Genomic DNA, 13,844 nt, shown 5'->3' with positions numbered 1-13,844 from the left:
TGAATTCCAGTGTCTGCATGGCATGGCGAACCACTCTATGATCAAGTGGTGGGCAATAAAATGGAGAACAAACTGGGGGTGCCTTGCCGTATTTACGCACCAGTCGGCAATCATGAAACACTACTGGCGTATCTGGTCCGACGTTTACTGGCAAATGGCGCCAATACCTCTTTCGTAAACCGTATTGCAGATAAATCCTTAAAAATTGAAGATCTGATTGAAAATCCACGTGCAGAAATTTTAAAAAATGCAGCCAAAGAATCTCAGATTGGTCAAAAGCATCCGGCCATTCCGCTCGCACCAGATTTATACGGCGATACTCGTCCAAACTCTATGGGTTTAGATTTAGCCAATGATCACGAGTTAATGTCGCTGAATCAAACTGCACAAGAGTTCAGTCAGCAGCAATGGCAAGCTCAAGCATTGGGTAAAAACCTTAGTAGCGAAGATCATCTGAATGATGAACATTCAGAACTTATCACCATTTTAAATCCTTCCAATCACGCCGATGTGGTCGGCCATGTGCAAGAAGCGAGTTCTGTACAAGTGAATCTAGCATTAGATCATGCTGTTAATGCCCAAACTGAATGGAGCAATACTCCTAAAGATATACGTGCTGCTTGCCTACAGCGTGCAGCCGACATCATGCAATCGCGTTTACAGGAATTGATGATTCTACTGTGTCGTGAAAGCGGTAAAACCTATGCCAATGCCATTGCTGAAGTTCGTGAAGCGATTGATTTCCTGCGTTATTACGCTACACAAATGATCAATTTGGATGATGATACCGTTATTCAACCCCTCGGCCCGGTGTTATGTATCAGCCCATGGAATTTCCCATTGGCTATTTTCACCGGACAGATTGCAGCAGCGCTGGTTGCCGGAAATACCGTACTTGCAAAACCGGCTGAGCAAACACCGCTGATTGCAGCGCAAGCCATCCAGATCTTATGGCAAGCCGGTATTCCTCAAGATGTTTTGCAACTGCTTCCCGGACAAGGTGAAACCGTCGGTGCACAATTAAGTGGGGATGCGCGTATTCAAGGCATCATGTTTACCGGTTCAACCGATGTGGCTAAAATTTTGCAAAAGACCCTGGCGCAACGACTCAGTATTTCGGGTCAACCGATTCCTTTAATTGCGGAAACCGGTGGTCAAAACGCCATGATTGTGGACTCATCCGCATTGACTGAACAAGTTATTCTGGATGTGGTGAGTTCGGCTTATGACAGCGCCGGGCAACGTTGCTCTGCCTTACGTGTACTGTGTGTGCAGGAAGACAATGCTGATAGCGTCATCCATATGCTGAAAGGCGCGATGCAACAACTGCGTGTCGGCAATCCGTTCCTGTTAAAAACCGATATCGGCCCTGTGATTGATCTTGAAGCGCAAAGCAATATTCAAAAACATATTGATCAGGTGCGTGGCAAAGGTCATCCCGTCCATCAATTGATGCTGAATACCACACAAGATCAAGCTTTAAACCAAGGCACTTTTATTCCTCCTACTTTAATTGAGTTGCCGAATCTGGATGATTTGCAACGTGAAGTATTTGGTCCGGTCTTACATGTGATTCGCTATAAATACGGTCAATTAGAACAGCTACTTGAACAGATCAATGCCAAAGGTTATGGCCTCACCATGGGACTGCATACCCGTATTGATGAAACCATTCAAACCGTGATTGCACATGCTGAAGTCGGTAACCTATATATCAACCGTAATATTGTCGGGGCTGTAGTCGGCGTTCAGCCCTTTGGCGGTGAAGGATTATCCGGTACCGGACCTAAAGCAGGCGGTCCAATTTATCTGTACCGTTTAATGCAGCATTGTTCAGCGAAAAAATTGGCCACTCCTTTTGCAACGCAATCAACTGAAATACAGCCAGCGCATCATCCTTTATACGAGACATTTTACACTTGGGCTGAAAAAACTTTTCCTCAATATCATTTGAAGCCTAGTCCCGCTTTTTGCTCTGGCCATCATTATGAATTGCAAGGGCCGACCGGGGAAAGTAATCAATACGTGGTGCTGCCAAGAAAACGTGTACTTTCTCTAGCGGATCAGGAACAGGATCAAATTCAACAATTGGCTGCAATTTTTGCGGTTGGCAGTCAGCCTGTGGTTCTGGCTGAAAATACTTTTGTGCTCAAATATCTTTCTAAAATGCCGAAAGAAATTGCACAGCGTTTTGCCGTGATCCAGAACATTGAAACAGATGATTTTGACGCAGTGCTACATCACGGTACCAAAGCCCAACTGCAAAAGTTGCAACATCAGATTGCTGCACGTTCAGGTGCGATTATTGGTATCACCCATTTGCAGCCGCTTGACTACGACATTCCATTAGAACGATTCGTCATTGAGCGCGCGATTAGTATCAATACCGCGGCAGCAGGAGGAAATGCCAGCCTGATGACTTTAACTTAAGGTTAAATTTATAAACTGAATTTCAGCGCTTCATCCTATAATTCACTGTCTTTTCTCTTTACCAAGCCAATTTCTCCCTGGTCTGATTGGCTTGGTTTTTTTACCTATAGATGAGTCGTCATGCTTTCACTTATTGGATGGATTGAGAACCGATTTAAACAAGTCCGACAAGATTCTTGTAAAATTTTCGTTCAAGCTATATTTCTAGTATTGAAATGGCAATAAGTTTAGTCATCTGATTCAAACTTTGTTACCATCCCTGTTTTCAATGTGTTTGTGATTTTTACTGCATATGACTTCAGCTTATCAGTTACAACTTGATGCCAAGATTGCACGTATTTCTGCTCAATTTGCCGAGTTTCATCCCCCTTCTTTAGAAGTATTTCCTTCGCCTGAACAAAACTTCCGTATGCGCGCAGAATTCCGTATTTGGCATACTGACGACGATATGTTTTATGCGATGTTTGAACGCAGTGAAGATAACCAGAAAAAAGTCATTCGCATTGACGAATTCCCGATTGCAGATAAAAGCATTAATCAATTGATGCCGATTTTGCTGCAAGAGCTGAAAAGCAATCCAGTATTGTCTAAACGCTTATTTGAAGTTCACTTTTTGGCAACTTTAAAAGGCGAAATGCTGGTTTCCATGATTTATCGTTGCCCGCTGGATGCCGAATGGGAAGCCTTAGCCAAACAACTGACTGAAAAACTGAATATCAAAGTGATTGGTCGTAGCCGCGGTCAAAAAGTCGTACTCAGTGATGAATTTGTGGTTGAAGAACTGCAAGTATTTGATCGCACGTATCAATATAAGCAAATTGAAAGCAGCTTTACCCAGCCGAATGCACAAGTCTGCCAAAAAATGCTGGAATGGGCATGCAATGCAGCTGAACAGTCAAATAAAGACTTGCTCGAATTGTACTGTGGCAATGGTAACTTCACCCTGCCACTGTCCACCAAGTTCAATCGTGTACTGGCTACCGAACTGGCGAAATCCTCTGTTTATGCGGCGCAGTGGAATATTGAGCAAAACCAGATTGACAATATTCAGGTAGCACGTTTATCCGCTGAAGATTTTACTCAAGCCTATAATGGTGAACGTGAATTCCGTCGCTTGCAGGAAGCAGAGATTGATATCTCAAGCTATGACTTCGACACGGTATTTGTTGATCCACCACGTGCAGGCATTGATGATGAAACCTTAAAACTGATTCAACGTTTTGAGTGCATCATTTATATCTCATGTAATCCTGACACCCTAGAAGACAACTTGAAGACCTTATCAACCACGCATAAAGTGACCAGATTTGCGATGTTTGACCAGTTCCCGTATACCCATCACGTCGAATCGGGTGTGTTACTTGAAAAGATTTAAACAATTTATTTCAGTTTTAATTTCTATGTATAAATGAAGCTCAATTAGGTTTCATTTTTATGGTATTGAAAATTAAGTGTTTATAAATAATCATCATGCAGTAACTGTCATAATACCGTTAGATTATTCTGCTATCATCGGAAAATTTCGTGTCTAACTGCTGCTTTTATCACTGATATGGACTTGTATTCCTCAAAAATTTGGATATATTTCGATCTATGTTAGGTTGCATATGAAGGCTCTATGAGTTTTTGGCAAAAGCTGTTTTCTGCTAATCAACAGCAAAACGAACACAAGAATCAAATCTCCTGTGTTGAAAATGATTGCTCTTGTAAATCGAATGAACAATTGATCGAAGCTTTGACTAAAGCGACGGATGAAAAAGTCATTATTGGAATTAAAAAAGTTTTAATCTCCAGAGGTTATAGCCGTAAAGAGTTAAATGAATTACAGCATCTACCACTTCAATAATAGAGTCTAGCCCCTCTAAACAAAGGCATTTAGTCAACTAAATGCCTTTTTATTTGCCCACGAAAATTGTTCTAGAACGGGTTATTTTTAAATTTTAATACTTCGAAACATAGTTCTCATCATTCATCCAGAATTTGCTATTCCTCACAATTTAAAAGTGCTCTACTACAATAAGAATTTTAAAAAAAATATAAAAGCTAAGCCAATAATCACGAATAAAAGAATGAAGAATAAAAGATAAAAAACAGTAAGAGCAGAAGAATAAAAAATAAGTCTAAAAGGAAAATATATGAAACGGTATTATCCTAGACTGGCAATATTATGCAGCCTAATCTCAAGCCATAGTCAGGCGGCAGCCATGGATCAATCAGGCCAATCCGTGTTGCCTTTTCTGGAATTCGGGCATTATTTTGAAGCCACGATTACTGCTGCCGATCCTGAAGTGTCTGGGCATACTCTCGGTTCGCGTCCAGATCTGGTTAATGCTGACAGTGGCGACGCTACAACCGATAATATTGCCCAGAATTTTCAGTACCATAGTGCCGCGCTGAAACTGCAGTTCATTCCAAATTTTTCTTTTGGCATTCTTTATGATCAGCCCTTTGGTTCAGACTTACACTATCCATTAAAAGACAATGGCAGTTTCTCCGATACGGCGCTGAGCCAGCAAGGTACTCAGGTCAATGTCGACAGCCAAAACCTGAGTTTTATTTTAGGCTATCAACCTGTCAAAAATATTAATCTCTATGCCGGCCCTGCCTATCAAACCGTGAAAGGTCACGTTGCACTTCGTGGACAGGTATATGCAGAATTTAATGGCTATAACGCAAAATTTAAGCAAGATGCTGCGCTCGGCTGGAAAGCGGGTCTGGCCTATCAGCTTCCCGAAATAGACTTAAAAGCCGCCCTGACTTATCACTCAAAAATCAATCATAAGATTAATGTAGAAGAAAATATTCTAGGTACGCCGCTACTGCTTGCGGCAAATGCCAAAACCAAAGTTTCTACTCCGCAATCGGTTAATCTGGATTTCCAGACCGGAATGATGAGCGGAACCTTACTGTACACGACCATTCGCTGGGTCAACTGGAAGGACTTTATCATTCGTCCGACTCAGTTCGGCGCATTATCAGAGCTTGCCACCACGACAATGAGCAATGGCACATATACCGAAGGTTTTAATCTGGATGATTATCAAAACAACCAATGGAGTGTAACCCTAGGCCTTGCAAGACAAATGACCACAAAATGGTCCGCTTCATTTGATCTGGGCTGGGATTCTGGCACGGGAAATCCTGCATCAATTTTAAATCCTACCAAAGGCTACAGCAGTGCAGGCCTAGGATTACAGTTTAATCCTGAACCCAACTATTTTATTTCAGCTGGCGTCAAATACTATTGGCTTGGTGATGCAACCGCACAAGATGGCACGTACTATCTTCCCCTTCCCGGTGTATCTGAAGCAGCGCAAGTTGGTGAATTTAATCACAACCATGCCATAGGCTATGGTTTAAAAATTGGATATAAGTTTTAATGGCTAGCGAGCTTCATTCACTGCGTAGGACAGCTCTGTTGATCAATATAGGCAACTATTGGTCCTAAATTAAACAAAGAGTCTAATCTCTTTAATTGCGGAATATAGGCACTTGAGATTGAGCCATCTAAGTACAATGCCTGTTGCACGTTTAGCTGATCTTTAAAAAATTGTGCAAATTGATAAAAACTGACTGCATTTCGACTGATGACGAAATATAAGGTTTGATCTTTCATCCCTACACCATTACGGATTTTAAACGAGTCTGAATCTTTTATAAAATTGGGATTAATCTGCCCGTCAATGACCAGCATAGGCCCAGATTGTGTTGCATATTCGGCATTAAAATTGAGCTTTTGAAAATCTTCCGTCTTTGCAATCGAGCTGTGATGCCGATTCCAGGCCAATACACCATTGGGTTGCAGATGAAAATTGCCATACGCCTGTTTTACCGTGTTGAGTTTTTGCTGTTGCCGGGATGCTTCAACATATAACCCGACCGGAGCATAGTCTGCGTGATACATGCCGGCATTCATGGCAAAGAGCAGCTTTTCACATGCTTTCAGCTGCTTTCCCACAGCCTTGAATTTACGCAAAGGTTTATTCGTTTGGCGATCCTTTAAAAACAGGCGCAAGTTTTGTGGCTGATCTATTTTTACAATATCAACATCGAGCACTTCATTTTGCCAATGCTGGCTATGAATATCGGCATGGCCGAGCTGGGTAAAACTTATAACAATCACAAGGACATATTTAAAATAAGCTGTCATTTTTCATTTCCATCTTGTGCCAGCATTCATGTCTTGGCTCAATTCGCAAAGCCATTGTTTCATAAAAAATCATTTGGCTGAGTGAAAGAGTCGATTCTTTAACAAAGAAGCAGTAAACTAGCTCACTAAAATATATTTGTAACTTTATTGGTTAAACGTCTACATGCAACAGCAGAAAACACGATTTCCTTTAGGGGCACATCTTATTGTTAAACACTTTGGATATTCTCATCACGGCATTTATGCAGGTCGTGGCCGGGTGATTCATTATTCAGGTTTTGCCCATTTATTTAAGAAACGCCCCATTGAAATCACCTCACTGGAAAAATTCAGTTTTGGTAAAACCATTATTATCCAGCAATATGACAATCCCAAATTTCGCGGCCGTAAAGTGGTACGGCGTATGCGTTCGCGTATGCACGAGAACCAGTATCATCTGATTATTAATAATTGCGAACACCTGTGTACCTGGGCCATTACTGGGGTAGAAAGTAGTCCTCAGGTCATTCAGATGATGAATCGCTTAACCACCATCGGCTATGTCAGTTCTCTCATGAGCTTTATGAATAGCATGTTGCTGACCCTGACCACCACCTGTTTTGCTTTGGTGTTGTACATCAAAAAAAAGTTACGTGATAAGGCCAAAAAACGTTTGCTGCCTGCTTTATTATTAAAAGAACCTGAACAGAAAAATCCTTAATTCTGAGTTTAGCCAATTTAAAAGATTAAAAAAGCCCCATTAAAATGGGGCTAAAAAAAATTAAAGCGCCAGGCTGTCAAGTCGTGTTAATCAATTCTAAGATGTCTAAAAATAAGCAGAATGATCATTTTAATTTTGGTCAGTTGACCTACTGCCTATCTTTCAAAGAACTTTCTTAAAACTTTAATCAAATGGTGGAAGTCTGTCGTTGACCAAATTCAATTGTGCACCATACTCCAGATAGGCCTTACAGCCATCTAAAAGCGTAGTGAAATCATTGGTATGTTTAATCACAAAAGCAATTAATTCTGAACCATCTAAAGGAATATCGTAGTTACGGATTCTAATAAAAGTTTCGTTATCGGATATTTTTTCAAAAATAAAATCTACCGTAGATTTTGGCTCACCCCACATAATCTGAATGAATTGATTATTAATAAGCTGCTCTACAAAAACACTGGTTGTCACTTCATATTTTTCCCAATACCAATCGACGTTTTTGTTTTCCATTAATTGTCCGGTAGAGGAAGTAAACCAGAACTTGCGGGTAATTTCTGGATCAACAAAGGCATTAAACACTTCGGCAACCGGTTTTCGAATTAACATCTGTGTTTCGATAACAACATTATTCATTTTTCTTACCCTCATCTTTTTAAAGTGATAGCTCTTTATACTGTCTCATTAATTAGCGGTTTTAGAATAAGAAAAAGACGTGATTTTATAAGATTACATAATAAACCATACACAGTTAGAACCAATTCTTGCTTAGATGCTACAAAAAAAAAGCCCAACCTAAGTTGAGCTTTTTATATTCCGAAAAAGATTATTTCAAATCAGGCAAAGCTGTGTCTTGCTTATTTTCCTGGCTTAAAGCTGTCTTTTAAGTCCAGAATACGGTTAAACACTGGTTTTGCTGTTGTGTGATCATGTTGATCTGCAACAAAATAACCTTCACGTTCAAACTGGAAACGATCTTCAGGCTTCGCTTCTGCCAATGCTGGCTCAATCACTGCCTGAACCACTTTGAGTGATTCAGGATTTAAGTTAGCCAGGAAGTCATCGCCCACTTCTGGGTCAGATTCAGTGAATAAACGGTCGTAAATACGAACTTCAGCAGGAACACCTTTAGTTGCCGATACCCAATGAATGACACCTTTCACTTTACGGCCTTCCGGGTTCTTACCTAAAGTTTCCGGGTCAATTGAACATTTCAGTTCAACCACTTCACCGTTAGCATTTTTAATGACTTCGTCGCACTTGATCACGTAAGCATGACGTAAACGCACTTCACCACCTGGGATTAAACGCTTAAAGCCTTTTGGTGGTTCTTCTTCAAAGTCTTTACGATCAATGAAAATTTCAGAGGTTAATGGAATGATACGCTCGCCCATGTCGACATTTGGATGACGTGAGTGAGTCAGATCCATATCGTTTGGAAGATTGGTTAATGTCACTTTAATTGGGTCAAGCACAGCCATGCCGCGCGCAGCGGTATTTTCCAAAGACTGACGGATGCAGTATTCCAGCATGGCTACATCGACAATACTGCCATCAACCTTAGATACACCGACGCGTTTACAGAAATCGCGCAGACCTTCTGGTGTAAATCCACGACGGCGCATACCGACAACGGTTGGCATACGTGGATCGTCCCAACCTTGGACAAAGCCACCTTCTACCAGTTTACGCAGTTTGCGTTTAGAGGTAATGGTGTAATCGACATTTAAACGGCTAGATTCGTACTGATGCGGAACAGCTGGTGATTTCACTTTTTCCACAATCCAGTCATAGAATGGACGATGGTCTTGGAACTCAAGTGTACAAAGTGAGTGCGTTACACCTTCAATGGCATCTGATAATGGATGAGCATAGTCATACATCGGATACATTTTCCATTTATCACCAGTTTGGTGATGTTCAGAATGCAATACCCGATACATAATCGGATCACGCATATGTACGTTCGGCGATGTCATATCTATTTTGGCACGCAGTACTGCCTGACCTTCACCCAGCTCGCCATTACGCATTTGTTCAAAACGCGCCAGGTTTTCTTCTACAGTCGCATCACGGTATGGAGAGTTTTTACCTGGCTCTACAAATGAACCGCGGTTTAACTTGATTTCTTCAGGCGTTTGCAAATCGACATAAGCATCGCCCTGTTCAATCAGCTGTACTGCCCATGTGTACAGTTGATCGAAATAGCTAGATGCATAGCGCGGTTCGCCATTCCATTCGAAACCAAGCCATTTTACGTCGTTGGCAATACCATCCACATATTCTTGTTCTTCTGCGTCCGGGTTGGTATCGTCAAAACGCAAGTTACATAAACCATCAAATTCTTGCGCAATACCAAAGTTCAAACAAATCGCTTTCACGTGACCAATGTGCAAATAGCCATTGGGTTCTGGTGGAAAACGTGTGATCACTTGCTGTGTACGGCCTGCTGCCAAATCGTCAGTAATGACCTGACGTACAAAATCTAAGCCAGGCTGTTGTTCTTGCTGCGCAGCATCGACAGGTTGAGTACTTGTTGTCGGGTTATTTGGCAGGGATGAAACAACATCATTCGGCTTCATAGTTGATAAATCACTTCTATAAGATAAAATAGGATAATTAAAACGCTTTTCTCGATTTTTAACAAAGAAAATAACGTTTTTGCTTGCCTTGTAGTTTACAGTTTGCTTATGCTTCTCTCAACCAAAAACCCATGGCTTTTTTGTCCATGATCAGGAGATTATAGAATGAGTTTTCCTCAAGTCGAATTAAACACCAATAAAGGACGTATTGTTCTTGAACTTAACTCAGAAAAAGCACCTAAAACTGTTGCTAACTTCTTGGAATACGTTCGTGATGGTTTTTATGATGGCGTAATTTTCCACCGTGTGATTGACGGTTTCATGATCCAGGGCGGTGGCATGGATGAAAATTTCAAAGAAAAAGCAACTCGTGATTCAATTGAAAACGAAGCGGACAACGGTTTAAGCAATGAAGAAGGTACGATCGCAATGGCGCGTACTCAAGCTCCTCATTCAGCTTCTGCTCAGTTCTTCATTAACGTGAAAAACAACTCTTTCCTTAACCACACTGGTAAAACAGCTCAAGGTTGGGGTTATGCCGTATTTGGTAAAGTGGTTGAAGGTATGGACGTTGTTGCGGATATCAAAGGCGTTCGCACAGGTAACCGTGGCTACCACGCTGACGTTCCTCTAGAGAACGTTGTAATTGAATCTGCAAAAATCATTTCTGAATAAAAAACGTCCTCTCCGTCTTTAATGAGTTTTAAAGCAGTGCTTTAAAACGCAATAATGTTAAGGATATAGTCCATATATCCAATAAATGGACTTTGAGAGGAAGTATTAAGGAAAAATTAGTGACCTATCTGTTTATCTCTGATTTACATTTGTCACCTGAACACCCTCGACTCGTTCGGGGGTTTTTGGATTTATTAGACAGTTATAAAGATAGAAATACCCAGCTCTATATTTTGGGTGACTGGTTTAATGCCTGGATTGGCGATGACTACACTGCTCCTTGGCTGGATGAAATTGTCCATGCCCTGCAAAAGTTTCATCAGGCCGGCAATCATGTTTATTTTCAGGCAGGCAACCGTGATTTTGCTTTAGGTAAAAAATTCTTAAAACAGTTCAAGGGCACCTTGCTGTCTGAACCGGCAATCTTAAAAATAGTCGAAACTACATACCGTTTGGAACATGGCGACCTGCTCTGCACTGACGATGTGTCCTATCAAAAATTCCGTAAGATCATTCGTAATCCATTACTTTTAGGTTTTTTAAAACGTATGCCTTTAAGTTTTCGGCAAAAACTGGCCAATGGTTTCCGTAAAAAAAGTGCTGAAACCAAGCAAGTAAAGTCTTATGAGATTATGGATGTGAATGCATATGCCGTTGATTCTGCATTAAAGGATATTGATGTGCTGATTCATGGTCATACGCATCGCCCTGCAATTCATAATCTTCAGGGTAAAAAACGGATTGTGCTAGGAGACTGGCGTGATCATTCAGCGCAGATTTTAGAAATTGATCCTAAGCAAAAAAATCTAAAATTAGAATTAAAGACCTGGGCGTATTAACGACATTTTTTGATCACTGAGCTTCTACATTACAGATAAAGTCATTCAGACTCCATAATACGTACTATAGAAGCTCATATTTCAGATTAATAACCACCTTCAGATTTTATCACTTCCGCATCACTTTTATATTTTGCCAAAAGTTCGCGTAGTGAATTCATCAAGACACTGGTATCTACACCTACAGCAACAAACTCTGTACCCAAATCGATATATTTTTGAGTTACTTCATGAGTCGTTGATAAAATTCCTGCTGCTTTGCCCGATGCACGTATACGCTGAATAGCATCAACAACCGTTTTTTGTACTTCCGAATGATTCGGATTACCCTGATAACCCATAGTGGCAGACAAATCTACAGCGCCAATAAACACGCCATCAATGCCATCCACTTTTACAATATCATCCAGATTTTCCAGTCCTGTCACCGATTCAATCTGAATCAGCAGACAAATATTTTCATGTGCTGTTGCATAATAATCCGGGATACTGTTCCAGCGCGTGGCACGTGCCAATGCAGCACCTACGCCACGAATCCCTTCTGGTGGATAACGTACAGCTTTCACCATCAGTTCAGCCTGCTCAACCGTTTCCACCATGGGAATCAATAAAGTTTGCGCCCCAATATCCAAAAATTGCTTAATCAGCTGTACACTGCCTATAGGTGGACGGACCACAGCTTGTGATGGATAGGCTGCAATACTTTGCAGTTGAGAAAGTGTGGTTCTTAAATCACTCGGCGCATGTTCACCGTCAATCAGTAACCAGTCATAGCCGGCATTGGCTGCAATTTCAGTGCCGTAAGCATCTGCCAGACCCACCCATAACCCAATCTGCTGCCGAGTTTTTAATCGTCTTTTAAAATGGTTTGTATCATCTATCATGGGCCGACTCTAGCTAAAAACTTTGTGATGACTCAATTAAACGTGATTTAGCCAAAAGTACCAATATCGATTTCGTATTTAGTCATTGTCTATAACTATTAACGCTTCATTTTATTCAGAAACTTAGCCTATGATTTCATCATGCCAAAGTATAAGCATTTGAAGATTTCTTCCAAGATTTTCTGTTCGATAATAAGTTAAAATAAAACCACATTCAATTGTGGAGACCGTATTCATGGATTTGTTAAACGTTTCAAAATCACGCTATACCACAAAAGCATATGACGCGAACAAAAAAATTCCTCAACAGCAGTTTGAACGTTTCTTAGAAATCCTGCGTCTCACCCCGTCCTCCATCAACATTCAACCCTGGCATTTTTTTATTGCAGATCATGATGCTGCTAAACAGCGAATCGCTAAAGCATTGGTCGGGAAATATGCCTACAATGCGCCTAAAGTTTTAGATTCTTCGCATACCATTCTGTTCTGTACCAAAGCGGATATCAGCGAACAGCATTTAAATACCTTGCTTAACCAAGATGATCTTAGTGGTCGTTTTAAGGATGAAAAAGCCAAACAGGGGCAAAAAGACAGCCGTTCTGGTTATGTGGATTATTACCGTAATGAAAAAGGTGATATTCAACGCTGGGCGGAAAACCAGACTTTTATTGCGTTAGGTCAATTGCTACTAGCTGCCGGTATTGAAGGGGTTGATGCTACGCCTATAGGCGGATTTGATGAGCAAATCATTAGTCAAGAATTGGAATTAGATGAAAAAGGTTTAATTCCATCGGTAATCATGACGCTCGGCTACCGCAGTGAAACCGATTTTAATGCTCAATTACCTAAGTCACGCCTGAGTCGTGAAGAAATTTTCACCAAGCTATAATTAAAAAAAATTACAATAAAAGGGGCTTATAAGTCCCTTTTATGTCATTTCAGGACTTATTTTTGCAACAAGATTAAGGTATATTGGCGCAAAAAATAACCGGTAATACCTAACATGCTTGCTGCTCCTAAAATGCCGATAAAATTTGAATGCCCTTCTTGCAAAACGGTTTACCTGCAAAAATACAGCTCAGATGCCATTTTAACCTCTTATCCTAAATGCCCTCATTGTCAGCAACCTGGTCAACTTCAGGGCACGATTGAAATACAAGATGTGTTTAAACATCCGGTGGCAATGGCCAACTACTATTGGCAAGGCACATTACAACGCTTTCAACGCACATAACCAAGCCAATATATTGATTTTATAGGATTTAAATTTTTAATCTATAGCACATTTAAGTGTACTGTATATTGAGTTGCTCTTGTTGTACTGACTATTTTATGGTCTGCTTTTTGCTTTATACCTTTATATAACAATTAAAATTTTCAAGAGGTTCGCTATGTCTTTGTTTATGCCTATGCCGATGAAGTTTGAGTGTCATCAATGCCAGCAATGTTATGTTCATCTTTATCAACAAGAAAATCACCACTATCCTGCCTGCCCTTCTTGTCATAGCAATGGCTTGCTGTTGGGAATAGCAGAGCCGGAAGACTTTCTTCAGCATCCTCTCATTTTCTTATCCAGTTATCTTAAGC

At 40.7% G+C, this 13,844-nt stretch carries 13 protein-coding genes and 1 pseudogene; 10 read left to right on the top strand and 4 right to left on the bottom strand.

Going from position 1 to position 13,844, the window contains the following annotated elements:
* The 4 genes and pseudogenes from putA to B2Y23_RS11395 form a co-directional block, all read left to right on the top strand.
* Positions 1-2,430, top strand: a pseudogene (gene putA, locus B2Y23_RS11410) (bifunctional proline dehydrogenase/L-glutamate gamma-semialdehyde dehydrogenase PutA); the annotation flags it as partial.
* Positions 2,431-2,722: 292 nt separating this feature from the next.
* Positions 2,723-3,805 carry a tRNA (uridine(54)-C5)-methyltransferase TrmA gene (trmA, locus tag B2Y23_RS11405; RefSeq protein ID WP_291354561.1) on the top strand — a complete coding sequence of 361 codons (1,083 nt, stop codon included), beginning with the start codon at positions 2,723-2,725 and terminating at the stop codon, positions 3,803-3,805.
* Between the two features lie 243 nt (positions 3,806-4,048).
* Positions 4,049-4,276, top strand: a complete 228-nt coding sequence (locus B2Y23_RS11400) for a hypothetical protein (RefSeq protein ID WP_291370885.1) — start codon at positions 4,049-4,051, stop codon at positions 4,274-4,276.
* A gap of 289 nt (positions 4,277-4,565) precedes the next feature.
* Positions 4,566-5,810 (top strand): OmpP1/FadL family transporter, encoded by a 1,245-nt coding sequence (locus B2Y23_RS11395; protein ID WP_291370883.1) that lies wholly within the window; start codon positions 4,566-4,568, stop codon positions 5,808-5,810.
* Positions 5,811-5,827: 17 nt separating this feature from the next.
* On the opposite strand, the gene B2Y23_RS11390 is transcribed toward B2Y23_RS11395, so the two are convergent.
* Positions 5,828-6,580 (bottom strand): phosphodiester glycosidase family protein, encoded by a 753-nt coding sequence (locus B2Y23_RS11390; protein WP_291370881.1) that lies wholly within the window; start codon positions 6,578-6,580, stop codon positions 5,828-5,830.
* A 163-nt stretch (positions 6,581-6,743) separates the two neighbouring features.
* On the opposite strand from B2Y23_RS11390, the gene B2Y23_RS11385 reads away from it, so the two are divergent.
* On the top strand, positions 6,744-7,280 hold the full coding sequence (locus tag B2Y23_RS11385; protein WP_291370879.1) for a lecithin retinol acyltransferase family protein: 537 nt from the start codon (positions 6,744-6,746) through the stop codon (positions 7,278-7,280).
* A gap of 183 nt (positions 7,281-7,463) precedes the next feature.
* Here the strand turns inward: B2Y23_RS11385 and B2Y23_RS11380 are convergent, their stop codons facing one another.
* Positions 7,464-7,913, bottom strand: coding sequence for an SRPBCC domain-containing protein (locus B2Y23_RS11380; protein WP_291354556.1), 450 nt, complete (start codon positions 7,911-7,913; stop codon positions 7,464-7,466).
* Positions 7,914-8,134: 221 nt separating this feature from the next.
* The gene (locus B2Y23_RS11375; protein WP_291354555.1) at positions 8,135-9,859 is read right to left on the bottom strand and encodes a glutamine--tRNA ligase/YqeY domain fusion protein; all 1,725 of its coding nucleotides are present in this window, start codon (positions 9,857-9,859) and stop codon (positions 8,135-8,137) included.
* A gap of 165 nt (positions 9,860-10,024) precedes the next feature.
* On the opposite strand from B2Y23_RS11375, the gene B2Y23_RS11370 reads away from it, so the two are divergent.
* Positions 10,025-10,534 (top strand): peptidylprolyl isomerase, encoded by a 510-nt coding sequence (locus B2Y23_RS11370; RefSeq protein WP_291354554.1) that lies wholly within the window; start codon positions 10,025-10,027, stop codon positions 10,532-10,534.
* Positions 10,535-10,653: 119 nt separating this feature from the next.
* Complete coding sequence (locus B2Y23_RS11365) at positions 10,654-11,373, top strand: UDP-2,3-diacylglucosamine diphosphatase (protein WP_291354553.1); 720 nt, start codon at positions 10,654-10,656, stop codon at positions 11,371-11,373.
* Between the two features lie 86 nt (positions 11,374-11,459).
* Here B2Y23_RS11365 and hpaI read toward each other — a convergent pair whose 3' ends face one another.
* Positions 11,460-12,257, bottom strand: coding sequence for a 4-hydroxy-2-oxoheptanedioate aldolase (gene hpaI / locus B2Y23_RS11360; protein ID WP_409449773.1), 798 nt, complete (start codon positions 12,255-12,257; stop codon positions 11,460-11,462).
* Between the two features lie 235 nt (positions 12,258-12,492).
* Here hpaI and nfsB point away from each other — a divergent pair, with 235 nt between their 5' ends.
* The 3 genes from nfsB to B2Y23_RS11345 all read left to right on the top strand — a co-directional run.
* Entirely contained in the window at positions 12,493-13,146 is a 654-nt protein-coding gene (gene nfsB / locus B2Y23_RS11355; RefSeq protein ID WP_291370877.1) for an oxygen-insensitive NAD(P)H nitroreductase, read from the top strand.
* Between the two features lie 114 nt (positions 13,147-13,260).
* On the top strand, positions 13,261-13,491 hold the full coding sequence (locus B2Y23_RS11350) for a hypothetical protein (RefSeq protein ID WP_291354551.1): 231 nt from the start codon (positions 13,261-13,263) through the stop codon (positions 13,489-13,491).
* A gap of 157 nt (positions 13,492-13,648) precedes the next feature.
* A partial coding sequence (locus B2Y23_RS11345; RefSeq protein WP_291370875.1) for a hypothetical protein occupies positions 13,649-13,844 on the top strand: 196 nt, incomplete at its 3' end.

It is taken from the genome of Acinetobacter sp. UBA5934 (genome assembly GCF_002430855.1).
Lineage (GTDB): Bacteria > Pseudomonadota > Gammaproteobacteria > Pseudomonadales > Moraxellaceae > Acinetobacter.
This window is presented reverse-complemented; position numbering and strand designations above follow the sequence as displayed.

What these genes read in the sequence shown, in the direction of transcription:
- trmA (WP_291354561.1), top strand. Translation starts at nt 2,723, where the DNA reads ATGACTTCAGCTTATCAGTTACAACTTGATGCCAAGATTGCACGTATT.
- B2Y23_RS11375 (WP_291354555.1), bottom strand. Translation starts at nt 9,859, where the DNA reads ATGAAGCCGAATGATGTTGTTTCATCCCTGCCAAATAACCCGACAACA.
- hpaI (WP_409449773.1), bottom strand. Translation starts at nt 12,257, where the DNA reads ATGATAGATGATACAAACCATTTTAAAAGACGATTAAAAACTCGGCAG.
- B2Y23_RS11390 (WP_291370881.1), bottom strand. Translation starts at nt 6,580, where the DNA reads ATGACAGCTTATTTTAAATATGTCCTTGTGATTGTTATAAGTTTTACC.
- B2Y23_RS11385 (WP_291370879.1), top strand. Translation starts at nt 6,744, where the DNA reads ATGCAACAGCAGAAAACACGATTTCCTTTAGGGGCACATCTTATTGTT.
- B2Y23_RS11400 (WP_291370885.1), top strand. Translation starts at nt 4,049, where the DNA reads ATGAGTTTTTGGCAAAAGCTGTTTTCTGCTAATCAACAGCAAAACGAA.
- B2Y23_RS11380 (WP_291354556.1), bottom strand. Translation starts at nt 7,913, where the DNA reads ATGAATAATGTTGTTATCGAAACACAGATGTTAATTCGAAAACCGGTT.
- nfsB (WP_291370877.1), top strand. Translation starts at nt 12,493, where the DNA reads ATGGATTTGTTAAACGTTTCAAAATCACGCTATACCACAAAAGCATAT.
- B2Y23_RS11370 (WP_291354554.1), top strand. Translation starts at nt 10,025, where the DNA reads ATGAGTTTTCCTCAAGTCGAATTAAACACCAATAAAGGACGTATTGTT.
- B2Y23_RS11350 (WP_291354551.1), top strand. Translation starts at nt 13,261, where the DNA reads ATGCTTGCTGCTCCTAAAATGCCGATAAAATTTGAATGCCCTTCTTGC.
- B2Y23_RS11395 (WP_291370883.1), top strand. Translation starts at nt 4,566, where the DNA reads ATGAAACGGTATTATCCTAGACTGGCAATATTATGCAGCCTAATCTCA.